The organism is Erysipelothrix tonsillarum DSM 14972, assembly GCF_000373785.1.
Classification (GTDB): Bacteria; Bacillota_I; Bacilli_A; order Erysipelotrichales; family Erysipelotrichaceae; genus Erysipelothrix; species Erysipelothrix tonsillarum.
Map to the genome: position 1 here is coordinate 251,248 of NZ_KB892377.1, position 24,494 is coordinate 275,741.

At 38.7% G+C, this 24,494-nt stretch carries 15 protein-coding genes and 1 other RNA gene; 14 read left to right on the forward strand and 2 right to left on the reverse strand.

Features of this window, described 5'->3' with window-relative positions; translation table 11 throughout:
* Window positions 1-73: 73 nt before the first annotated feature.
* The 4 genes from B096_RS0101200 (at window position 74) to B096_RS0101215 (ending at window position 12,879) form a co-directional block, all read left to right on the forward strand.
* Window positions 74-1,732 carry a ribonuclease J gene (locus B096_RS0101200; RefSeq protein WP_018578955.1) on the forward strand — a complete coding sequence of 553 codons (1,659 nt, stop codon included), beginning with the start codon at window positions 74-76 and terminating at the stop codon, window positions 1,730-1,732.
* A gap of 13 nt (window positions 1,733-1,745) precedes the next feature.
* A complete protein-coding gene (locus B096_RS0101205) occupies window positions 1,746-4,109 on the forward strand; it encodes a DNA translocase FtsK (RefSeq protein ID WP_018578956.1) in 2,364 nt (787 codons plus the stop codon).
* A 183-nt stretch (window positions 4,110-4,292) separates the two neighbouring features.
* Window positions 4,293-10,271 (forward strand): Cna B-type domain-containing protein, encoded by a 5,979-nt coding sequence (locus B096_RS0101210; RefSeq protein WP_018578957.1) that lies wholly within the window; start codon window positions 4,293-4,295, stop codon window positions 10,269-10,271.
* Between the two features lie 235 nt (window positions 10,272-10,506).
* Window positions 10,507-12,879 (forward strand): Cna B-type domain-containing protein, encoded by a 2,373-nt coding sequence (locus B096_RS0101215; protein ID WP_018578958.1) that lies wholly within the window; start codon window positions 10,507-10,509, stop codon window positions 12,877-12,879.
* 406 nt (window positions 12,880-13,285) lie between these two features.
* Here the strand turns inward: B096_RS0101215 and B096_RS0101220 are convergent, their stop codons facing one another.
* A complete protein-coding gene (locus tag B096_RS0101220) occupies window positions 13,286-14,971 on the reverse strand; it encodes a proline--tRNA ligase (protein ID WP_018578959.1) in 1,686 nt (561 codons plus the stop codon).
* Window positions 14,972-15,034: 63 nt separating this feature from the next.
* On the opposite strand from B096_RS0101220, the gene ssrS reads away from it, so the two are divergent.
* The 8 genes from ssrS (at window position 15,035) to recD2 (ending at window position 21,773) form a co-directional block, all read left to right on the forward strand.
* Window positions 15,035-15,187, forward strand: a non-coding RNA gene (gene ssrS / locus B096_RS09800) — 6S RNA.
* 84 nt (window positions 15,188-15,271) lie between these two features.
* Window positions 15,272-15,493, forward strand: a complete 222-nt coding sequence (locus tag B096_RS0101225; RefSeq protein WP_018578960.1) for a YneF family protein — start codon at window positions 15,272-15,274, stop codon at window positions 15,491-15,493.
* Between the two features lie 40 nt (window positions 15,494-15,533).
* On the forward strand, window positions 15,534-16,250 hold the full coding sequence (locus B096_RS09415) for a biosynthetic peptidoglycan transglycosylase (protein WP_018578961.1): 717 nt from the start codon (window positions 15,534-15,536) through the stop codon (window positions 16,248-16,250).
* 1 nt (window position 16,251) lies between these two features.
* On the forward strand, window positions 16,252-17,247 hold the full coding sequence (gene trpS, locus B096_RS0101235) for a tryptophan--tRNA ligase (protein WP_018578962.1): 996 nt from the start codon (window positions 16,252-16,254) through the stop codon (window positions 17,245-17,247).
* A 112-nt stretch (window positions 17,248-17,359) separates the two neighbouring features.
* The gene (gene spx, locus B096_RS0101240) at window positions 17,360-17,797 is read left to right on the forward strand and encodes a transcriptional regulator Spx (protein ID WP_018578963.1); all 438 of its coding nucleotides are present in this window, start codon (window positions 17,360-17,362) and stop codon (window positions 17,795-17,797) included.
* Complete coding sequence (gene mnmA / locus B096_RS0101245; protein ID WP_018578964.1) at window positions 17,794-18,912, forward strand: tRNA 2-thiouridine(34) synthase MnmA; 1,119 nt, start codon at window positions 17,794-17,796, stop codon at window positions 18,910-18,912. The genes spx and mnmA overlap by 4 nt, the downstream gene beginning before the upstream one ends.
* Entirely contained in the window at window positions 18,896-19,624 is a 729-nt protein-coding gene (locus tag B096_RS0101250) for a CPBP family intramembrane glutamic endopeptidase (RefSeq protein WP_018578965.1), read from the forward strand. The genes mnmA and B096_RS0101250 overlap by 17 nt, the downstream gene beginning before the upstream one ends.
* Window positions 19,625-19,637: 13 nt before the next feature.
* Window positions 19,638-21,773: an SF1B family DNA helicase RecD2 gene (recD2, locus tag B096_RS0101255; protein WP_018578966.1), complete on the forward strand. Its 2,136-nt coding sequence runs from the start codon at window positions 19,638-19,640 to the stop codon at window positions 21,771-21,773.
* Window positions 21,774-21,931: 158 nt separating this feature from the next.
* Here the strand turns inward: recD2 and mscL are convergent, their stop codons facing one another.
* Window positions 21,932-22,339, reverse strand: coding sequence for a large-conductance mechanosensitive channel protein MscL (gene mscL, locus B096_RS0101260; protein ID WP_018578967.1), 408 nt, complete (start codon window positions 22,337-22,339; stop codon window positions 21,932-21,934).
* Window positions 22,340-22,436: 97 nt separating this feature from the next.
* On the opposite strand from mscL, the gene pepD reads away from it, so the two are divergent.
* Window positions 22,437-23,864: a beta-Ala-His dipeptidase gene (gene pepD, locus B096_RS0101265; RefSeq protein WP_018578968.1), complete on the forward strand. Its 1,428-nt coding sequence runs from the start codon at window positions 22,437-22,439 to the stop codon at window positions 23,862-23,864.
* Between the two features lie 141 nt (window positions 23,865-24,005).
* On the forward strand, window positions 24,006-24,479 hold the full coding sequence (locus B096_RS0101270; protein WP_018578969.1) for a PTS sugar transporter subunit IIA: 474 nt from the start codon (window positions 24,006-24,008) through the stop codon (window positions 24,477-24,479).
* Window positions 24,480-24,494 lie beyond the last annotated feature (15 nt).

Consider the following 24,494-nt stretch of genomic DNA (forward strand, 5'->3'; position numbering starts at 1 on the left):
TGTGAACGAAATCTAGTGTATAATAGATATAAATGGTTTACATCATAATAGAAATTAATTAAAAGGAGATTTTATGGATAAAATTCGTTTTCTCGCATTAGGAGGTCTTGATGAAGATGGCAAGAATATGTCAGTCATTGAGATTAATGACGAGATTTATGTCGTGGATGCAGGTTTAAAATATCCACAAACCGATCAGTTAGGGGTTGAAATTGTAATTCCTGATTTATCATATTTAAAAAAGAATAAAAAACGTGTCAAAGCAATTTTTATAACACACGGTCATGATGACGTGATGGGGGCGTTGCCTTACTTGGTAAAAGAAGTTAATGCTCCAGTATATGCGACACCTTTGATTGCATTGATGATCGAAGATTTATTTAAAGAAAATAAAGTTAAAAATGCAAATATACACAAGATTAAACGGAATAGTCGTTTTAAAGTAGGGGAACGTCGTTTTGTTGCGTTTGGACTCACACACTCAATTCCGGATACATTTGGAATTGCGATTGATACCGACCAAGGTTATATCGTACATTCAAGTGAATTCATTATTGATTTTGATGTTCGTAATCAAGGATTTATGTGTGATGTTGCGAATATTTCTGAACTTGGGAAAAAGGGTGTGTTTCTTTTAACGGCTGAATCCGTGGCATCCAAACGTCAGGGTTTCACATCACCAAACCATCGTATTACTAAACGCATCGAGCGTGTATTCGAAGAAACCGATGATCGCATTCTGGTTACTTTGTATGAACAAAACATTTATCGTTTAATTGAAGTTATTGAAACAGCTCATAAATTCAAACGTAAGGTGTTTTTCTATGGTGAGAAGCAACGTCGTCTCATGAAACATTTGGAACGTTTAAACTACTACCACATGCCGAAGGGATTAGAAATTAAGCCCGATCAATTTAATAATGAGATAAAAGATGTCGTTGTGATTGTTTCGGATATTGGTCCAAGCGTCTTTAGTAAAATGGGACGTATCGCTATGGGCGAAGATCAACTCGTTGAGGTTAATGAAAAAGACAATGTGATTGTCGCATCACCTGTTGTACCTGGTACAGAAGCGATTGCTGGAGCGATGATTAATGAGTTGTATAAAGATGGTGTGAAGGTTACTTCACTTAACTATAAAGACGTTATGCCAATGCATGCATCCGTTGAAGATTTAAAAATGATGATTGCACTTCTTAAACCTAAGTATTATGTACCGGTAAAAGGTGAGTATCAAAATCTTGTAGCTAACGCAAGTGTTGCTGTGGATATGGGTATCAGTGCAGGAAATATCGTTGTTTTAGATAACGGTCAAGTTGCTGAGTTTGTAGATGGTCGTTTAAAAACAACTTCAGAAATTTTAAAACTCGAAGACATGCTTATTGATGGTAAAGATCATCTCGATACTTCTGGCTTGGTGTTGCGCGATCGTCAAACGCTTGCAACAGATGGTTCAATTATTGTAGGGATGGTTATTAATAATAAAACAAAAGAGATTTTGGGCGGACCGGATGTACAATCTCGTGGTGTTATCTATCTAAAAGATGCCGATAATATTATGAAAGAAGTCGGTGTGATTCTTGAACAAACGATTCTAAAATTAGTTGAGAAGCACAAATATGATAATGTGACGGCGCGTAATGAAGCCCGTGATGTTATTGCCAAATATATTTATAAACAAACAGGTAAACGTCCAATGATTTTACCCGTTATTATTGAAATTCACATTTGATAGGGGTGATTGAGTGAGTTCTAAGGGAAAGAAAACTAAAAAAGAACAACTTAAGCAACAGGAGTTAATTAAGTTTATTGTTGAACTATCCATCATTGCGTTTACCATTATTGCAATGTTTGAACTCGGCGTTATTGGACGTTTTCTTAACCAATGCATGCGGATTATGGTGGGTCAATATCCAATTCCATACCATATTCTAATTATGGGTATTACCCTTTATAAAATGGTAGATACTGATCATAAACATAAAACATGGCGTTTTTGGACGGCGGTAGGACTGCTTTTTACCGCAATGATTTTATCCGTTAACTTTTTTCTACAGCCACAGGCTTCGGGATTATCCGTTATTACTGAGTACTTTAATCGAATTCCGGTCATTTTTATGAATTCCCAAGAAAATGCTTATGGCGGTGTGATTGGTGCGGTTTTATTTGGACTGCTTTCATACTTAGTTGATCGTGCAGGCGTATTACTCTTTGTGATTGTGTTAATCCTAAGTGGTTTAGCTTTGCTTTTCACACCAAGAGAGATGCTACGCAGTGCACAAAAGAGTACAGATGCAACAAAGTCTGCATTTGAAAAACGTCGTGAACAAAAAGAAGCGAAACGTCGTGAGAAAGAACTAAAAGAAAAACAAGCAGCGTTGGATCACAAGCTGAATGACTACACAGTCGATCATGATTCTGCGATTACGCAAACAAAAGCGGGATTTATCTCATTTGATGAATCACCAAAGTCGGATGCACCAGTATCCAATGGCACACCATTTCTAACGATGGATGAGAAACAAGAGCAAGGTGATACTATCACAGCCGATGTTTCTGAAAACCCTTTTGGACTTGAAAATGCCGGTTTGGATCCTGTCTCACTTTCCGATAAGACGGATACGCAAGAAGCTCTTGAGCGTGGGGAAGATCGTCGATCTACGTCATTTGAACACTATAAAATTCCTACAATCCATCTTTTGGAAACAGGTAAGGGTTCGAATACATCAAAGGCTAATGTTAATAGTGCTAAAGAAAAAGGCGAGCGATTAATTGCCGTATTGAAACAATTTGGTATTGATGCCACTTTAATGGATATTCATATAGGTCCTGCAGTTACTAAGTTTGAATTGAAACCAGACAGTAATGTGAAAATCAGTCGCATCTCTTCAGTTCAAGATAACTTAATGATGGAGTTGGCGGTTAAGACCTTGCGCATTGAAGCACCGATTCCCGGTAAAAGTGCGGTTGGAATTGAAATCCCTAATGTTGAAATGGTTCCGGTTAAGATGAAAGACGTCGTGATGGGGTCTTCACAATTTATGTCTGAGGATAATATTAATGTTGCCTTAGGAAAAGATTTAACCGGAAAACCCATTACGGTAGCTTTAAATAAAATGCCGCATTTACTTGTTGCAGGAGCAACCGGTAGCGGTAAATCGGTGTGTATGAATGCAATTATAACCTCGATTCTTTTAACGAAATCACCGGAAGATTTGAAATTACTTCTCATTGATCCTAAGAAAGTGGAATTCACACCGTATACAGAAATTCCGCATTTAATCGGTCCTGTTATTGATGACCCTCATCGTGCTTCGGCTGCGTTGAAGGTTGTGGTTGAGGAAATGGAACAGCGGTATGATCTGTTTTCCAAAGCCGGGGTTAGAAATATTGGTTCTTATAATGAAAAAGTTAAAGCCTTTCCGGCAGAAAATTTATCAAAATTACCTTGGATTGTTGTTATTATTGATGAATTAGCCGATTTAATGTCGGTTGCGGGAAAAGAGGTTGAAACAAGTATTCAACGGATTACCCAACTTGCCCGTGCCGCCGGAATTCATTTGATTGTCGCAACACAACGCCCTTCAGTGGATGTTGTTACCGGTATTATTAAAGCGAATATTCCATCGCGAATCGCTTTCGCTGTTTCGAGTGCAATTGATTCACGAACTATTCTGGATGAAGCGGGAGCTGAAAAACTCCTTGGATATGGTGATATGCTCTATATCCCTATGGGTGAACCCCATGCCATTCGTGTTCAAGGATGTTATGTGAGCGATGAAGAGGTTAAAAAAATAGCGGATAAAGCAAGTGCACAAGCGAAACCACGTTTCGATGATGCCTTCATTAAATTGGATGGTGTCGAAGGAAATCACGGTGTGCTTGGCGTTGAGGACGATCCCCTTTATAAAGAAGCCTTTGAGTATGTTGTAAGACAGAAAAAAGCATCGACTTCACTCTTACAAAGACGATTCCGTATTGGTTATAACCGTGCTGCAAATATGATTGATGCCCTCGAACAAAATGGAGTAATCGGTCCTGCACAAGGTAGCAAACCGCGTGATGTATTTGTAAGTCCTGATGAATTAGAACAAGAGAGCTCATTGTAGCTCTTTTTTTTGTTTTTAACGCAACTACGCATTATTTGTCTAGAAGCCGGTCTTATAAGGAAGAAATGTTAAGATTATGTAAAATACAAGAACAAATTGTGCGAATGTAGTGAAATGAATCGTGAAATAGTGTATATTGATACCACTAGTCTAAATTTTAAGTTTAGATTGATGGGAGGGTATATGAATAAAAAAATATTTGCTTTTTTCATGGCTGTGGTCATGTTTGTATCAACTGGCATTCAGTTGGATGCAGATACAGCACGTGTTGCAAATCAAAACAGCCTAATAACTGATTTTAATTTTTCAAATACTAGCATAAACCATGGGTACGAAACCAGCGTTACAGTTCAATTTGCTGAATCAGGGAATCAGAAATTGAGTTCTGGTGATGTTATGGACCTCCGATTACCAATGGAACAGAAAGTTGATTCAAATGGATCACCTTATTCCGTGGGCCTTAAAGGGATCTCACAAACGATTAAACTTACAATGCCGGGAGTTGAAAATCCACTGGCGCATGTCTATGTAACTGAAGGTAATGTTCATGTTGTATTTACGGATGAAGTTGATCAACTGAATAATATCGTAGGCTCTTTCACTTTTAGAGTTGAAGGGTTTAACAACAACACCCAAAATATTAAAGAAATGATTTATACAAATTTGGATACGAATTTAGCTGAAAAATCAGTCGAGGTTATTGGTGAATTCCAGGGCAGTGGCTCTTACGAGATGTTTACCAAACTGGGTGGCATGTCCCGTGATGAAGAAGAAGTCGTGCGATGGGTTCTTCTCATGAATGGTGAACGCGAACCCTTTATGTCTGATATGACGGTACGTGATACAATTGGTCAAGGCCACGAGTATATTCCGGGATCACTTGAGTTTATCATTACTGACCATTTAGGCAATCGTTTTACGGTTGATGAACAGCGTTTTAGAAATGAATACGGTGGTGTATGGATCAACGGTCAATCGTTGATTGTTTCAACGCACCCTGGGAAACTGCATTACAGTTCAATTGAAGTGATGTATAAAACGAAGATTACGGACTTAAAACTGGAGCAGTTAGATAATACAGCTGTCGCTAGTTTTTCTGATAATGAGGGCGTCCCTCAAAGAATTGAAAAAGAACTATCGGTTGAAAACCACTATAGCTCTGGATCAATTATTGGAAATAAACCGAAGCCAGGCGTTTTACGCATCGTAAAGGTTGTGGATGGGACTGAGACACCTGTACCTGGTGTTACTTTTGTCGTGAAAAATGATCGGGGTACGGTTATTGAGCGTGTAACAACGGATGAGACGGGCATTATAAACTTATCGTTAAAAGACGGTCACTATTCCATTCAAGAAGTGGATGCACCGGATTGGCTCTCCGTGGATTCAACACCTGTGGAAATTGATGTTGATCACAATGCGGCGGAAGGAACGCTTGCCGTTTTTGAAAACAGTATCAAAAAAACTAATATTAAAGTATTTAAAAAATGGGTTGGTGGGCCTTCACCTCATCCTGTGGTTGCTTTTAACCTGATGCAAACCGTGGAAGGCGTGACTTCTGAAGCAGGAAGGATTTTAACTTTAGAACGTGGGCAAACATCCGTGGTTTTTGAAGATCTCCCGATTGTAAATGAAAAGGGTCTACCGATCACCTACTCCATTGAGGAAGCAGGAATCGCTACGGAAGAATATAAGGTCGATGTAACACCAATCAATGATAAGTACGAAATTTTTGTTACGAACACATTTATTAAAGATACGGAGCTGACTGATTTCCAAGTTTTTAAAACGTGGAAAGGGGGTCCGACACCAAGACCTGCTGTTTCGGTACAACTTTATGCGAATGGTGACCCTGTTTATGGAAGTGTACTTGAAATTCCTTCAGGTCAAAACTCTGTAACATTCAAAGATTTGCCTGCTTATAAGGAAGGCAAGGCTATTGACTATAGTATTCGTGAAGTACAAGTTCCCACAAATTATAAAGAAACAATAATTAAATCGAATCATATTGAAAATGAATACTTACTTAAAGATGTGACGATGACCAAAAAATGGGTTGGTGGTAATCCAAATCGTCCGCAAACAGAATATGTTTTAGTTGCGGATGGTGTGGATACGGACTTAGAAGTTACACTAAACCAAACAACAACACATACATTTAAAAATGTACCTAAATATAACGATGCCGGAAAAGAAATTATCTATACAGTTCGTGAAAAAAATGTTCCTGCGGGGTATGATGTCTCCTATAGTGATGACGGATTAACCGTCACAAATACGTTCCGTATTGAGAAGACTGAAATAACGGCGCATAAAATTTGGGTGGATACGCTTAAACCAGGAGAACATCCAACAGTTCGATTCCAATTATTCCAAAGCATTGATGGTGTTGAATCGATAGTGAATGGAGTTTATCAAGATATTAGCGAAGGTTCCGTAACCTTTAAAGATTTACCCAAAACAACTCAAGATGGCAAAGAAATTCGCTATTTTGTTAAAGAGGCGAACATTCCAATGCAGTATGAAGTCAGCTATAGTACGGATGGACTGACGGTAACGAATACATTTAAACCGGATATGACCGCAATAAATGTTGAAAAAATATGGAATCATGGTCCTAAAGATCATCCCGAAATTGAAATTCAATTATATGCAAACGGGGTACCGATTGAAAATGGAAAACGAACACTTAAAAACGGTCAAACGCAAATGGTATATCGTAATTTACCAAAACAAAATCCGGACGGTGAAATCGTCTATTCTGTTAAAGAGCTAACACAGCTTGATGATTACACAACACGTTATGAAGGTACTGGGACGAATCTTAAGATTATCAATGATTATCAAGTTCCAACGAAATCGATTATCGCCCGTAAAGAATGGGAAGGGGGACCGCGTCCTCATCCCACTGTTTCGCTGATGCTCACAAAACGGATTGAAGGATCAAAAGAGATTTTACCAGTTGATCTTGAGCCGATTGAAATTAAAGATGGGCAAACTGAAGCCGATTTTGGGAACTTACCGATAAAAACATTAGATGGTAAAACCATCACCTACTTTGCAAACGAGGTCGAGGTTCCAGAAGGGTACCTTGGATTAAACTCGTTTGGGGATCCTTTAACGGTTATTAATCGTTTTGATGTCAAGACAGCACCGGTTTATGGTAAAAAAGTATGGCACGGTGGACCAAGTCCTAGACCTGAGATTGAAATTAAACTCCAAGAACGTTTCGAAGGGGAATCCGACTATCGTGACAGTACTGTACCGACAAAACGTCTAAAAGATGGACAAGATACAGTGCGTTTTGATTCGATGCCTACCTTTACTATGGATGGCCGTCGCATCGAATATAAAATCGATGAAGTTGCCATACCTACATCGTATCATCAAGATACAAAGTCTAAACCCTTGGAATTGATTAACACGTATGATGTGGGCAAGACATCCGTTACTGCACGAAAAATTTGGGTAGGTGGTCGAAAAGAAGCCGTGACCCTACGTCTCTATCAAGAAGTTGATGGTGTCGAAACACCAGTTCCTGATGGTGAACGGATTCTTAGTGAAACTGCTGAACAAGTAACAACATACGATAATTTACCGGAACGTACTCAAGATGGTAAAACCATTCAATATTTTGTACGTGAAGCGGGTGTACCTGAAAATTATGTGGTATCGTACAGCCCTGATCGTTTAACGGTTACCAACACCTTCCAAGAAGGGGTAACTCACTTAAACGTTAAAAAAATCTGGCAAGGGGGTCCTGGACCTTCTGTACCACTGGAATTAGAACTAATTCGTAATGGTGATCCAACAGGTGTGATTCAAAAAATTATGCCGGGTGATAATGAGACTGTCTTCACCAACCTACCAAAATATGATCAGGATAATATGGAATATCAGTATAGTGTCCAAGAAATTAATGAGATAGATCACTACACTCTTGACAACGTTGCTGCAGATGGTCAAGGGAATCTAACGATAACCAATGTGTATGATTATGGCGAACGAACTGTTACGGCAAAGAAAGTCTGGACAAACGGAGTCAGTCCGCGTCCGGATATTCAGTTTGAACTCAGACGTTCGACTGATCCTCAGGATAAAGTGGGTGAGTCGACAGGTCTTGTGAATACGCTTCGTGATGGTGAAACGACGACGGTATTCGAAGGTCTTGATGAACGTGATGATGAGGGTAAGACATACATTTATTTTGTGAAGGAGTTAACCGTTGTACCGGATACGGTAACACAATACAGCCCGGATCATTTAACGGTTTATAACCACTATGTTTCACCCAAAACAACCGTACATGTTTCAAAAATATGGGTTGATGGTCCAGATACTCATCCAGATGTGACCTTCCAATTGATGCGTCGTGTTAAAGGCGTTGAACCGAAATTTGAAGATGTATTTGGTGCACGTTTAACCTTACCTTCAGGTCAAGATAGACTTGATTTTGTGGGCGTACCGCTGAATGACCCACAAGGTAGACCTTATGAGTATTCTGTGACGGAAATTAATGTACCGCTTAATTATGAAGTATATACTGCACTGATTGATTCAGACAATGTGATTAAGGTATCTAATGTTTTTAGTACGCCACTTAAAACAATTCAAGCATCAAAAGTGTGGGAAGGGGGCAAAGAGGCACGCGGAGATGTTGTATTTGAATTGTACCGCAGTGTTGGGAATGAAGAACCTGTTGCTGTTATTGGAACGCAACAAACATTAACCCCAACAATGCATTCGGTGCAATTTCCGCAGCAGCCGGTTTACGATTCAAAAGGTCGTGTTTATGATTACCGTGTAAAAGAAATTAGTGGACCTGATCACTTCACTGCCTCGTACAGTGATGATGGCTTGACGGTAACCAATACGTATGATTATGGAAACATCGATGTAGATGTTGAGAAGATTTGGGTTGATGGACCTGAAACACATCCTACGATTGTGATTGATCTTTACGCAAATGGTGTCAAAACAGACCATTCTGTGACTTTACAAAACGGTAACACGACTGCAACGTTCAAAAATCTTCCTGAACGTGATGACGCAGGACAACCCATTCTTTATACAGCACAAGAACGTGATGTACCACAACATTATCGAGCTTCCAATAATGGATTAACCATTACCAATACATTTGATCCTGGTGTCCAAACCATAACGGCCACGAAAGTGTGGCAAGGTGGACCTGCAGATCGTCCGGATATTACATTTGAACTCTATGCGGATGATCAACCAACCGGAATAACTAAGGTTCTAACTTCAGGTGAAAAAACGACTACATTTGAAAATATGCCAATCTATACTCAAACCGGTGAGGTCATTACGTATCGGGTAGAAGAAGTATCACTTCCTAAACACTACCAAGCCACATACAGTGATGATGGCCTAACTGTAACCAATACCTATGATGTTGGTGTTCGTGATGTCATTGCCCATAAAGTTTGGGTCGGTGGAGCCGCAACACAGCGTCCAACTGTGGTATTTGACCTTTATGCAGATGGCATCAAAACCAGTCATGCAGTCGAACTCAAAGACGGAACCACTACGGCGCGCTTTAATCAATTGCCGGTTCGCAATCAAGATGGTTCGGTGATTAAGTATACCGTTCAAGAGCGAACCCAACATGAAGCCTATGACGTCAGCTACAGTGAAGATGGACTTACGGTGACCAACACCTTTAATCCCGGCACGCAAACCATAACTGCTCATAAAATTTGGGTGGGTGGACCAACCGATAAACCGGATGTTGTATTTGAACTTTATGCCAACAATCAACCAGCAGGGATTAAAAAAATCTTGAAGTCTGGCGTGAAGTCTGTGAGCTTTAAAGGGCAACCTGTGTTTGATGATTTTGGTAAACGGATTAAATATCATATTGTTGAGCATGAGGTTCCTGATTATAAGATTACCTATAGTGCAGATGGCCTTACCGCTATTAACACCTATACCAAAATTGATGATGGAGTCGGCTCGGTAAACAATCGACCAACGAAACCCAATACACCACCAATGCATGGTATAAACGTACTTGGTATGAGTAAAGATCGTTTGGCTGCATTACCCAATACGGGAATGAGTGCAAATTATACCCAATCAATCTTGGCTCTGGGCTTAATTGCTCTCGGTACTGTTTTAAGACGTAAGAAACGAAAATAAAAGATATATATACCTACACACGATATTGAGTGTGTAGGTTTTTTTGTGCATAAAAGCGTCAAGTTTTAAGTGAACAAAGCGTAAAGTTTGTTCATTTCGTACATTTTGTAAGTGGTGGTTAAAACTTTGTGTATAAATTGTGCAAGAATGTGTAAGTTTTGTGACAAATCACATATACTACTTATACAAACAAATTGTGAGTGATACTCAAATGTTCACAAGTGAAGGAGTAACTATGAAAAATACGAAACAAAAAACAATTCTAATGTCATTGATTGCCTTAGTATTAATCGTTTCTGGTATTACTACAAAAGTAAATGCTGCATCCAATCCTACGGATTATACAAACGAAGCGATTTTCACAAAATTTGAGATTAATCCTACAGGAACGATTAGTGATCCAAGCAAGCCAATTGAGTTTAGCCTTGCTTTCCATGATATGAATCAAGGCCAAAAAGTAAAATTTAAGCCTGGCGATTTTTTTAATCTAACTTTACCAAGCAACGATGAAATTAAACTTCGTTCCCTTCGGGCAATGGGTGAAACGTTACCCGTTCATGCACTTGATAAACAAGGAAACCAAATCACACTTGGAAAACTAACCTTTAATGGGGATCGCATTCATTTTGAATTTATGGATGATGTACTCCAATTAGACAATGTTTCCGGAACGATTAACCTTAAATCAATTTATGAAAATGCTTATCGAGGTGAAGAAGATAAAATTGCAGAGTTGCCCACCAATCTTGGTTTAGGGGCATTGGATAAACAAATGATTACCATTTCCCAACCAGGAACTCCAGTTGGTGTTGAAACGAATCCTATCTTCTACTGGAAAACCGGTACATTCTCACAAGAAGTGCATGGCGATATGCACTGGTGGTTGAATGTTAACAGTGGTAAGGAGGTTGTGAATTCGGACGTTAAATTAGTAGACACAATTGGTGCAGGTCATAAGTTGGTTGATGGAACACTTTGGATCGACGTTGAAGCAAATGGAGAAACAAAGCGTATTGATCAGGATCAATTTAACAAAGAATATGGAACAATTACAATTGCAGGTCAAGTTCTAACTGTTTCCATTTCTAAGGAGAAAGCAAGTAATACAAATTTCACAGTAATCTATGATACGCGTGTTTTTGATAAAAAAATGGAAAATTACACTAACACCTCTACCATTGAATACACTGACAAAGATGGTAAATTCATAAATGATACGCCGAAACATTACACAGACTCCGCTGTTGTGAATATGTTTGATGATGCAACAATTGGAGGGGAACTAAAAGATAAGGGTGTGTTCCGCGTGCAAAAATTTATTAAAGATACGGACGAAGTGCTTGAAGGTGTTACGTTCGAAATTACAGATCAAAATGGTAAAAAGGTTGAAGGTACGACCAATGAAGATGGCATCATCGATTTTAATCTCGTTCCTGGAAACTATACGTTAAAAGAAATTAAGACGGTGGATGGCTTTGAATTAGATACCCGTGAATATCCTTTTGAAATGACTGAAACGTCTCAATCAAAAACAATCTATAACGACTACCAACGGATTGATGTTAAAGCGACTAAAAAATGGATAGGCGGACCAACACCTCGTCCTAACGTAGAATTTGAGCTGTATCGTACGGCGAAAGGTATTACAGAACGTGTTTCTATCCCATCACAAGTATTGGTTGATGGTCAAACAACTGTTGATTTTGGAAAACAATTAAAATACGACAAAGAAGGTAATGAATATCAGTATTCAGTAAAAGAAATCACAAATTTAGATGGATATCTAAAACACGAAGAGGGACTTGAAGTAACCAATACCTATAACCTACGTGATGTAGCTGTAACCAAAGTATGGGTTGGTGGACCTACGGTTCACCCAACCATTCAAATTCAACTCTATGCAAATGATGTAGCACTTGAAAATGAAGTGATTACTTTAGCATCGGGAGCGGAAGTAGCGACCTTTAAAAATTTACCCATTTATGACACACAAGGGAATGCGATTGTCTATTCAGCCAAAGAAATTAATATTCCGCAAGGCTATGAAATGGAACAAACGGATGCCTTGACGATCACGAATCGTTTTACGGTTGAAAAGATTGATGTTGTCGCTCATAAAATTTGGGATGGTGGTCCAGCGGATAAACCGACGATTACATTTGGTTTAGTACGCGACGGCATTGAAATGGGAATTACAGTTGATTTAGTTAAGGGTGAGAAAACCGCAGTGTTTGAAGACTTACCTAAAACAGATCCAAATGGTAAGGACTATATTTATACCGTTGTTGAAACAAAGGTACCGCATGGCTATGTTGCCGTTTACAGTGAAGATGGTTTAACCGTTACAAACTACTTCGATGAACCGGTGATTGTCAAACCCCATGATCCCAAAGACCCGGTTAAGCCCGTTGAACCGACAAAGCCAATTGAACCAACAAAGCCAGTCGAACCTCAAAAAAACGAAAAACCCGAGATATTGGGTGTGCGTAAGGAAAAATTACCACAAACAGGAGTGAGTGCTAATAATGTCTTATTATATGGTAGTTTGCTGATTATTTCAGGGATTAGTATGTTTGTTTACAAACATCATCGTGAAGAAAAAGAATAAAAGAGTACCTCTAAAGTTAATCTTAAATCATCGTAGTGTCATGATGATTCAGGAAATACTTTGGAGGTATTTTATTATGGTGTAATACACTTATCTAGAAATGCATATAATACTAACCACCTGAAGCCGTTAAATCGTTTATGTTTTATTTAATGTGCTTTCGTTTTTTGAATCATTGATCTCGTTCTCTGCATTTTTTTACAGTTAGATAATTACATTTTCTATTGGATGGGCTAGTGTCATCTAAACTGTAAATTGTACTTTAAATGAGATTATGGGTCGATAATTATCCAAAGAAGTCAATATATGCGTGGGAACGCAAGTAATTGATTTTTGAATAAATCCTGTAAACCCGATTAGTATCAGCTTGAAAATAAAAAAATCTGGATTAATCCAGATTTTTCATTTACATATAAGATTTGATGACATTAAGAATGTCTTCACGTTTAAGTTTTTGTTCTGTTCCGGTTTTGCGTTCTTTGAGTTCGACTTCACCTTGTTCAACATCACGACCAACTGTAATTCGTAAGGGTACCCCAATAAGGTCCATATCATTGAACTTAATACCAGGGCGTTGTTTACGATCGTCAAGAATGACTTCGATACCAGCTTGGGTTAGCTCACGGTATAGATCATCGGCGAATGCCATGTGTTCTTCATTCTTATTATTAATCACAACAATACCTACTTGGAATGGTGCAAGGTTCATTGGCCATACAATTCCATTTTCATCGTTATTTTGTTCAACGACAGCGGCTAAGGTACGTCCTAAACCTATTCCATATGAGCCCATGTAAACATCTTGCAGCTTGTTATTTTGGTCAAGATATTCAAGACCCATAGCTTTTGAATATTTCGTACCGAGTTTGAAGGTGTTTCCAACTTCAATCCCTTTTGAGAACGTTAGAACACCTTTCCCATCAGGGTTAGGGTCACCTTCTTTAACGTTTGAAACATCTACAATGTGTGTTGCTTTAAAATCAGAATGATTTACATTGATCAAGTGATGGTCATTTTCATTAGCACCGACTGTAAAGTTACGTAGGCCTTCAATCATCTTATCAACTACAACATCGATTTTAAGACCAACAGGTCCTGCAAACCCAACAGAGGCACCTGTGTGTTCTTGAACATGTTCAAAGTCAGCAAGTTCAACTTCAGTTGCTTTATAGAGTTTAGCGAGTTTTGTTTCGTTTACATCACGATCGCCTAGAACACAGACTGCAACATATTGATCATCAAGTCGATAAATAAGTGTCTTAACAAATTTTTGAACGGGTTGATCTAAATAGGTTGCTACTTCTTCTATCGTGCGGGCATTGGGTGTATAGACTTTTTCAAGACTGAGGCAAGGTTCGTCAGAAACGATACGAGATACGTTTTCAGCGACTTCAAGGTTACTTGAATAACCAGTATCTTCGCCAAGAACGAGGATGTCTTCACCAATGTCTGTAACAGCTTGGAATTCCTCTGAGAGAAGTCCACCCATGATTCCAGTATCAGCTCGAACAATACGGTAATCAAGACCAACGCGGTCAAAGATTCGTTTGTAAGCTTCAAACATAGCATTGTAGGACTTATCAGCGGATTCAAGATCAGCGTCAAATGTATAGGAATCCTTCATCACAAACTCGCGAACACGAATTAGACCAAAACGAGGACGTGCTTCATCTCTAAATTTAGTTTGAAATTGATAAAGGCTAAAGGGCATATCTTTATACGAACGAATCTTCATTTGTGCGGCTTGCGCAAAAAGTTCTTCGTGCGTCGGACCAAGAACAAATGGTTTTTGGAAACGATCTTTAAGTTGGAACATACTTGTTCCGATAATATCACGACGACCAGAAGCGATATACACATCTTCCGGAATCAATGTTGGCATCGTCATTTCTTGTGCATCAATTGCATTCATCTCTTCGCGGATGATATTTTCAATTTTGTTCTTTACTTTTAAACCGAGTGGCATATACATATATACCCCGGAAGAACTCTTTTTAATGTACCCAGCTCGAACGAGTAGGTTACCACTGGTTGAATCTTCGTCACGAACATCTTCCCTAATGGTATAAAAGAAACTTTTACTTAATTTCATACATTCACCTCGTAATTTTCTCATATAGTATATCACGAAACCATGAATTGTGTGTTATAATAGTGGTGCCCAAAGGGAAATATATTTCCGACACTTTGATATAAGGGAATCCGGATGTTTATGCGTGGTGTGAAAGCTAATTTATTAGAATCCTAAGCACATGACAGGATACCCACCTGTTAACACAGGGAATAATATCAACCCTTTGGGTTTTTATTTTGAAGTATTTAATCGGTCCTTGTGTTTATCAAGGAAACGTTATAAAATATATATAGACAGAAGATATAGGATGGTGAGAGTATGCTAACACTAAGTATTACAGGCGTATCCATTGGTTACTTTATTTTTGGAGCCGCTGTGGGTGCCTTGATTTCTTTCTTTGTAACAAAGAAAATGTTTGAAAAACAATTAAAAGAAAATCCACCAATCAACGAAAAAATGATTCGTGCGATGTATATGCAAATGGGACGTAAACCGTCTGAGGCACAAATTCGTCAAATCATGAAGTCGATGGGACAATAAAAACACAGGCGACTGTGTTTTTTATTAATATGTGTTATCAATGAAAAAACTCATCCGCAAACTCATTTTGATGATCTTGACGGTTGCTTTGGTAATATCCGGAGTGATTATCTTTTTTGGTTATCAAGAGTATCAATCGGTTATTGCGAAAAAACCGGTGGATGAGGTGTTAATGGTTTTACAACAAGACGAAGCATATACAAAAATTGACGAAATACCCAATATTGCAATTAAAGCAATGGTGGCGACAGAGGACACACGTTTATTTACGCGCAAATCCGTTATGGATCCGCGGGCAATTCTGCGTGCAATCGTCCATAATTTGAAACAACGCAAACTGGTAGAAGGTGGATCCACCATTCCCCAGCAAGTTTCAAAAAATCTTTATTTCGATCACTCGGCATCCTTTGTCCGAAAGGTATCGGAATATTTTGTGACACGCGACTTATTGCTAAACTATACTAAAGAAGAAATCCTTGAGATGTATCTCAATATGATTTATTACGGCGATGGGAATTACGGCATTTATCATGCAAGCGTTGGCTATTTTGATGTATTACCCAGCGAACTTAACGATGGGCAAGCGACACTTTTAATGGGATTGCCACAATCACCGTCTTATTATGCACTAAGCAGCAATTTTGAAGCTGCCAAAGCACGTCAACGCCATGTACTCAACCGTTTAGTCGATATCGGCGAGATCAGTGAAGGGCGCGCAGATGAGATTTATTTAATCGATGTTTATGGAGGACAATGAAATGAAAAAAAGAATGATTAGTGGCATTAAGCCAACTGGACAACTAACCTTAGGAAACTATATTGGTGCATTGAAGCCATTTGTTGAGTCCCAAGATGAATATGACCTCAGTGTATTTATTGCGAATTTACACTGTGTTACGATGCCGATTGATCCAGAAGAACTTGAAACGAACTTACGTGATGCGCTTGCCTTTTATCTTGCATGTGGTTTGGATCCTCAAAAAACAGATATCTTTCTACAAAGTGATGTTCCTGAAATCGCGCAACTTGGTTTCTTGCTCTCTTGTGTTACACCGATGGGGGAATTAAACCGTCAAACACAGTTCAAAGATAAAAAAGACAGTGGTATGTCTTTAAGTGCTGGTTTTTACACTTATCCAACATTAATGGCATCTGATATTTTGATTCATAAAGCAGAACTCGTACCTGTTGGAGAAGATCAAAAACAACATGTTGAGTTAGCGCGTGATACAGCAGAACGTTTTAACAATCGTTTTGGTGAAACATTTAAAATTCCAGAACCGGTCATTGCGAAGGTTGGAAAACGGATTATGTCGTTACAAGATCCAAGTAAAAAAATGAGTAAATCAGACCGTGAAGGCGATAAAGGGGTCATCTATTTAAAAGAAGACACTAAAAAAGCACGTAAGAAAATTATGTCGGCCGTAACGGATAGTATCGGGGTAGTTCAGTATGACCCTGAACACCAACCGGGTGTTGCCAACTTGCTTACAATTTATGCTTCATTAAAAGGAATAAGCGTTGATGAGGCGGTACAAGTTTTTGAAGGTCAGCAGTATGGAAGCTTTAAAAAGGCTGTCGCAGACGTTGTTTGCGAGGAATTAGATCAGATTCAAGTGCGTTATCATGCTTATATTGATTCTAATGAAATGAATCAAGTGCTCGCTGAAGGAGCAGCTCGCGTGCGTCCTCAAGCGCAACAGACCCTTCATGATGTTCAGGCAAAGTTCGGCCTGGATTGGAAACGTGACTAGCATACTTATCACAAATAACAAATAAATTCATGAATTATGACCTAGAAATTTTTTCTAGGTCTTTCAAAATAAACATATAAAATGTATAATTGATTAAAAGGGAGGTTTGCACATGATAGTTCTTTATTCATCTCCTGGTTGTGCGTCATGTCGTAAAGTTCGACAATGGCTTAAAGATCGGAATTTAAAATTTATTGAAAAAAATATATTTACATCGGTTCTTAGTGAAAAAGAAATAAAACATTTACTAATGAGAAGTGAAAATGGTACTGAGGATATTATCTCGAAGCGGTCAAAGGTGATGCAAGAATCACAGCTTGACCTTGATGAATTATCCATGAGTGAGTTGATCACATTTATTCAACGCCATCCTTCCGTTCTGAAACGTCCAATCATTATGAATGATAAATCATTCCTAGTAGGTTATGATGAAGAAGAAATCGATGCATTTCTACCGCCGGAATTACGTTCGGCAAATCGACATTCGTGTGATCCAACCTGTCCAAAGTATGGCTCATGCAGTATGGCAATGAAAGATGATGAAAAATGAAAGTATTAGTAGGTTTATCTGGAGGCGTCGATAGCGCAGTCGCGGCTCATATATTAAAATCGCAAGGACATGATGTTACTTGCGCTTTTATGCGTAACTGGGATTCTTTTGCGAATAATGATATTCTTGGGAATCCAACAATTAAAGATGATATGTGTTCACAAGAAGTGGACTATGATGATGCGAAACGCGTTGCGGACCATCTTGGTTTGGAACTGCTTCGCGTTGACTATGTAAAGGAGTATTGGGATAATGTATTTTCATTTTTCCTTGCGGAAACTGAACGCGGAAATACACCTAATCCTGATATTCTTTGCAATCGTTATGTGAAGTTTGATGCATTCTACGATTTTATGGATGAGAATGGTTTTGAAGCACTTGCGACGGGACACTATGCCATCACACGTGAGGGTAAGATGTATCGTGCTGTGGATCAAAATAAAGATCAAACGTACTTTTTAAGTCGCGTTCGTCCGGAAGTATTGCCTCGTGTGCTATTTCCTTTAGGTTCTCTAAAAAAAGAGGAAGTGCGTCGTATAGCGATGGATTTGGATTTGCCTGTAGCAACCAAAAAAGATTCAACAGGTATTTGCTTTATCGGTGAACGCCAGTATCGAGATTTCCTTAAAAATTATTTAAAAGATGTTGAAGGGGATATTATTGATGTTGATACCCATAAGGTATTGGGGAAACATCAAGGGGTTATGTTTTATACAATTGGCCAACGACATGGCTTGGATATCAGTACAGCTGTAGGGCCTTGGTTTGTTGTTGGAAAAGATCTTTCAAAGAATCGAATCTATGTAGGCAAGGGTGCTGACCATCCGATGTTGTTTGCAGGTGCTGCAGAGATTGCCGAGATGAATTGGTTTGCTGATGAAAAAGAAGCAATCGAATGTACTGCAAAATTTAGATATCGCCAAAAGGATGTTAAGGTACGCATTGCATGGATTGATGATTCACGCTTACGTGTTGAAATGATTGATGATGTTAAGTCTGTAACGTTAGGGCAAGAAGCGGTTTTCTATCTTGGTGAAGAATGCCTTGGTGGTGGTCGTATTGATCGTGTATTTGATACGGATGGAAACGAAGTGAAGTATGATTCGAAACTATGATATTGACCAGGGACGTTTTGAATTTAGTCCCTTACAGGTTTTAGGTGTTGTTGTAAATTATTTTTGTGGTTACCAATACCTTTATCCTAAAATAGGGGTTTGGATTAGTGGATCAAAGGGGGTTGTAACACCGCGTGTTGCAATGTTTATTTATCTCTTTACCCTACTAACAACTGTGTTCATTGTTCGTAAAGAATTATGGGCGAGTTTTCGATATTTTAAACGCTCCATTCGTACAAATATTGGTCCGGTTTTTAGGATTGCAGGAGCATTGCTCTTATTTAATATTGCGATTGGTTTAATCGTCCAATTAATTATGGGTGATGGCACGGTGAGTGCAAACCAAGCAGCTGTCAATGATGGATTGCGAAATTTTCCGTTTTTAAATATGTTTGCGACCATTATTTTTGCACCCATTGTAGAAGAAATTGTTTTCCGCGGTGCTTTCTACCAAGCTTTACGTTCAGAAAAAGCATATAAATCAAGTGTTTTTATTTCGTGTTTATTATTTGGTCTTATTCATATTGTACCAAGTATGGCAGCAACGGGAGATTTAACACAACTCGTTTATTTAATTCCCTATTCGGGGATGGCGATTTTTATGATTTTGGCGTTTGAAGTGACAGGATCAATATGGGGTGCAATCTTTGTACACATGTTGAATAATGCATTTGCGACATTAACAGTAATATTACCAATGTTTTTAGGTTAGATTTGAGGTCAATATGGAACAAACGATTAAAGGATCTGTAGAAACATGTATATTTAAAAATGAGCAATCTGGATATGGTATTTTCCGGATTGTTCTTTTCAATAGCAATCAAAAACCGATGACCATTAAAGGACCTCTTGCGACACTTGAAGTGGATTCGTTTTATGAGTTTACCGGTGATTATGTTGAAGATCCACGCTATGGGATGCAATTCGATGTTATTGGCTTTAAGCAAATGCTGCCACAACATCGTGATTTTATCATTCGTTTTTTAAGTGGTCCCAATTTCCCTGGCGTGGGAAACAAAACAGCAACATCCATCGTTGATACTTACGGTGAAGATGTACTCGACCAAATTCGTGATCATGAAGATTTTCAACTTAATATTAAAGGTATCACAGCCGCCAAAGCGGAGATGATTTTATCGGTTATTCGTAAACAAGATGCTCAAGAAGATACGGTTTCATTTTTGTTAGCCCATGGTCTCGGTAATAAACAAATTATCAAGATTACCAAAGAATACGGTGAGAATGCGATTGCGGTTATACGCGAAAACCCTTATCGTCTTGTTTACGACGTTGATGGCATTGGCTTTAAAACCGCAGATAAAGTAGCGATGTCGCTAGGGTATGAATTGGATGATCCCTGTCGCGTTGAGGCACTCGTTCTTGATCGTTTCAAAACAATTTGTTTTGGTGCAGGAGATAGTTTTATTACGAAAGAAAAACTCTTTGATGGTGTGCGTATGGGAGATGCGGAACGCGTCGAAGCAGCCTATCAAGCCTTGATTCGAAGTGGTGAACTGGTTGAAGATGAATCGCGTTTATACCATCATTCGCAATACGATAGTGAAGTTTATGTAACCCAGACTCTGAGTGATTTTGAGTATACAGGTTATGACTTTGATTTAGACGATCTTGAAGCGAAGATCGCAGCAATTGAATCTAATCTACGTATTGAGTTTGATGATACCCAACGCGAAGCAATCGAATCATTTCTAAAAGAAGATGTGATGATTTTGACTGGAGGACCCGGTACCGGTAAGAGTACACTCTTGTCCGGTGTGGTATCGCTCTTACAAGCCAATTGTCCTTGGTTGCATATCACGCTTTGTGCCCCAACAGGACGTGCGGCAAAACGACTTGAGGAACTTACAAATGTTCAGGCGGCAACGATTCACTCAGTTTTAAAATGGGATTTAGAATCGAATAAATTTGGAATGCATGAAGAAAACCCACTTGAAACCGATATTTTAATCATTGACGAGTTTTCAATGGTGGACACATGGCTTCTCGCTAATATCTTAAAAGCATCAACGAACGTAAAAAAACTGCTTTTTGTGGGTGATAAAGACCAACTTCCCTCAGTAAGCAGTGGATTTGTATTGGGTGATCTTATTGAATCAAAAGTTTTCAAGACCATTTCGCTGGAACGCAACTATCGACAAGAAGCTGGATCAGAGGTTATAGATTTAGCGGTTAATATGAATCACGGTAAATTGGATGTTTCCGAGTACCATCGTGATGTCCGTTTCTTCGATAGCCGTTATGGTAGTGTTAAAGATATCGTGCTTAAAGTTGTGGATGAAGCGATGAGTAAGGGTTATGACTTGAGTGAAATTCAAGTTCTGGCTCCGATGTATTCTGGACCCGCTGGTATCGATAATTTAAATCACTTTTTACAAAAAATGTGTAATCCCGAGAGTTCCCAAAAAGCGCAAGTGATGTACGGAACACGGATCTTTCGAGAAGGGGACAAAATATTACAACTTAAAAACCAACCGGATGATTTTGTCTTTAATGGTGATATCGGTATCTTGGTTGAAGTTGAACCAAAACGTATGGTCGTTGATTTTGATGGAAACTATGTCGAGTATGAACCTGCATCTTACATCAATATTACCCATGCGTATGCAATGAGTGTTCATAAGGCGCAGGGATCGGAATACCCGATTGTCATTCTTGTAGCTGTTCGCGATTTTTACCGGATGCTCTCACGACGTCTTTATTACACCGGTGCGACTCGTTCATCCAAGTCATTAGTTTTAGTAGGGGAACTTGAAGCATTTGAAACGGCTGTGAAGAATCATCATGAAGCCAAACGCAATACGTATTTAGTGGAACGCTTAAAAGAAGCATTTGAAAAGTAAAATTAATTTGATATAATAGTCTTGTCTGAGACGTGATGAATCTTAGACATGGTGGATTTGGTTTGGGAGACAAAATCTATTATGGTAGATAATATACTACTATAAGAAAAATAACACCGCTTATAATAGGTGTTATTTTTTTTTATGCTTTTTCGCAATTATTTATTTTTTTTTAGTTCTTCTAAGATGTTTTCAAGTAAGACCACTTCATCAGATTTTGGTGCAGGTGCTTCTTCAACAACTTCAGGTGCTTTTTTGAATTTATTCATAGCGCGGATAACCATGAAGATGCAAAGCGCAATAACGATGAAGTCGATGGTAGCTTGTAAGAAGTTACCATAACTCATGACAACAGCAGGTGTTTCACCAACTGCAGGTTTAATCACCCATTTTAGATCAACAAAGTTTGCAGAACCGGTAAGTAGACTAATGAGCGGTGTAAAAATATCTGCTACAAGCGATGCAACGATTTTACCAAATGCACCCCCAATAACAACCCCAACTGCCATGTCAATTACGTTCCCTTGCATTGCGAACTCTTTAAATTCCTTAACAAATTTTTTCATACAATTCCTCCTTATTAATAATATAATTGATTTATGTGATATTTCAAAGGAATGTGATATGATTTATACGATAAATGATAAAGAAAGAAGGTCTCTTATGAGTGAATCAGTTGTAATGAAATATTTTAGAGAAATCAGTGCGATTCCTCGTGCTTCATTTAATGAAGAAGCAATCAGCAATCACTTAGTCGATTTTGCGAAAGGGTTAGGTTTAAAATACATTCAAGATGAATTATGGAATGTGATTATTTTTAAACCGGCAACAGAAGGTTATGAAGAAGCACCCACAGTGATGTTACAATCGCATACCGATATGGTTGCGGAAAAAAACAAAGACAGTGATCATGATTTTGATGTGGATCCGATCGAATTAGTCATTAAAGATGGCATGCTTTATGCCAATAACACAACACTTGGTGCTGATGATGGTGCCGGGGTTGCCTATATGATGGCGGTTCTTGCTGATCAAGAAATGGGTCATCCTGCTTTAGAATGTGTTTTTACCGTTCAAGAAGAAACTGGACTTACAGGGGCTACGGAGCTTGATGCTTCAATGCTTAAATCCGAATTATGTATTGGCTTGGATGGCTCAGGTGAAGTTGAAACATATGTTTCGTCATGTGGAGGTGTTCGTGCCCGCCTTGCGAAGTCTGTAACGTTTGAAGATGTCGATATGGATACAGTTACGGTTTCAATTCGTGGCTTACTCGGTGGACACTCAGGTGGTGAAATTGATCAAGAGCGTGGTAATGCCTCAAAGATTGCCGGTATTATTATGCGTCGTGCTTTAGATCAATTTGATTTCCGTGTTGTGGCAGCTGAAGGTGGTCTTAAAATGAATGCGATCACGCGTGAGCATGATTTCACATTAGCAATGACGGATGTTGCAGGATTTAAAACATGGTTTAAAGAAATTGAAGCAGGTTTTATTGAGCAATATGAATTCAGTGATAATGGCCTGAATTTCACGCTTACTGAAGGTCATACAACGCGTGCACTTTGTGAAGCGGATACGCGTCGTGTTGTGGATGCACTCTTCATGCTTCCTTATGGAGTCATCCAAATGAGTAAAGCAATCGAAGGGTTGGTTATTACTTCTTCAAATATTGGTACAGTGCGTTTGAATGAAGAAGAATTAGAAATTACAATGTCGATTCGTGCGACACAAGCCTTTGTTCTTGATACGGTAATGCGTCAAGTAGAATGGATTGCTAGCATGAACGATCTTGAGATTGAGTTCTCATCCCGTTATCCGGGCTGGAATTATGATGCGAAATCCAAATTACGTGAACGTACCATGAGCGTTTATAAAGAACTCCGTGGTCAAGACATGGAAACAGAAGCAACACACGGTGGAATGGAACTGGGTATCTGGAAGGGTAAAATGCCTCATATTGATATTGTTAGTTTTGGTCCAATTATGTTTGATATTCATACACCGGACGAACGCCTTGACCTTGCGTCCTTTGACCGTACCTATGAGTTTTTAGTGGCCTTGTTAGAGTCACTCAAAGATTTCAACTGATTTATCACGCATTGATCTTATAATGGTCTAATTTGATTAACATTTACGAAAATAATGCGTAATTTGTTGATTATTAAGTAACGTGCTGACATAAAATTATGATAAGATTAAGGTAGCAATAACCTATTGGAGGATGAAATTATGTTTGGCTTATTTAAAAAAAATAAAGAATCATACCGCTCTTTTGGAACTGGAAAAGTTTTATCACTTACGGACGTTCCAGATCAAGTGTTCTCGACAAAGATGATGGGTGATGGCTTTGCCATTGAGCTTACAGATGGAAATGTGTATGCACCCGTTAGTGGGGATGTCACTTTGGTCTTCCCTACAGGACATGCCTTCGGTATCACGGATGCGAATGGCGTGGAAATGTTGATTCACCTTGGAATTGATACGGTTGAACTTAATGGCAAGGGTTTTAAGAGTGTTGTTAAGCAAGGTGATAAAGTGTCACAAGGTGATTTATTAACAACGATTGATCTTGATTATATTAAAGAACAAGGCAAATCGGTGGTAAGTCCATTTATTCTTACATCAGGTCAATCCATTACGCTTCTTAAAGAAGGGGAACAGGTTACACCTGAGTCTGAAGAAATTTTCTCAATCAATAAGTAAAGACATCGTTATGAT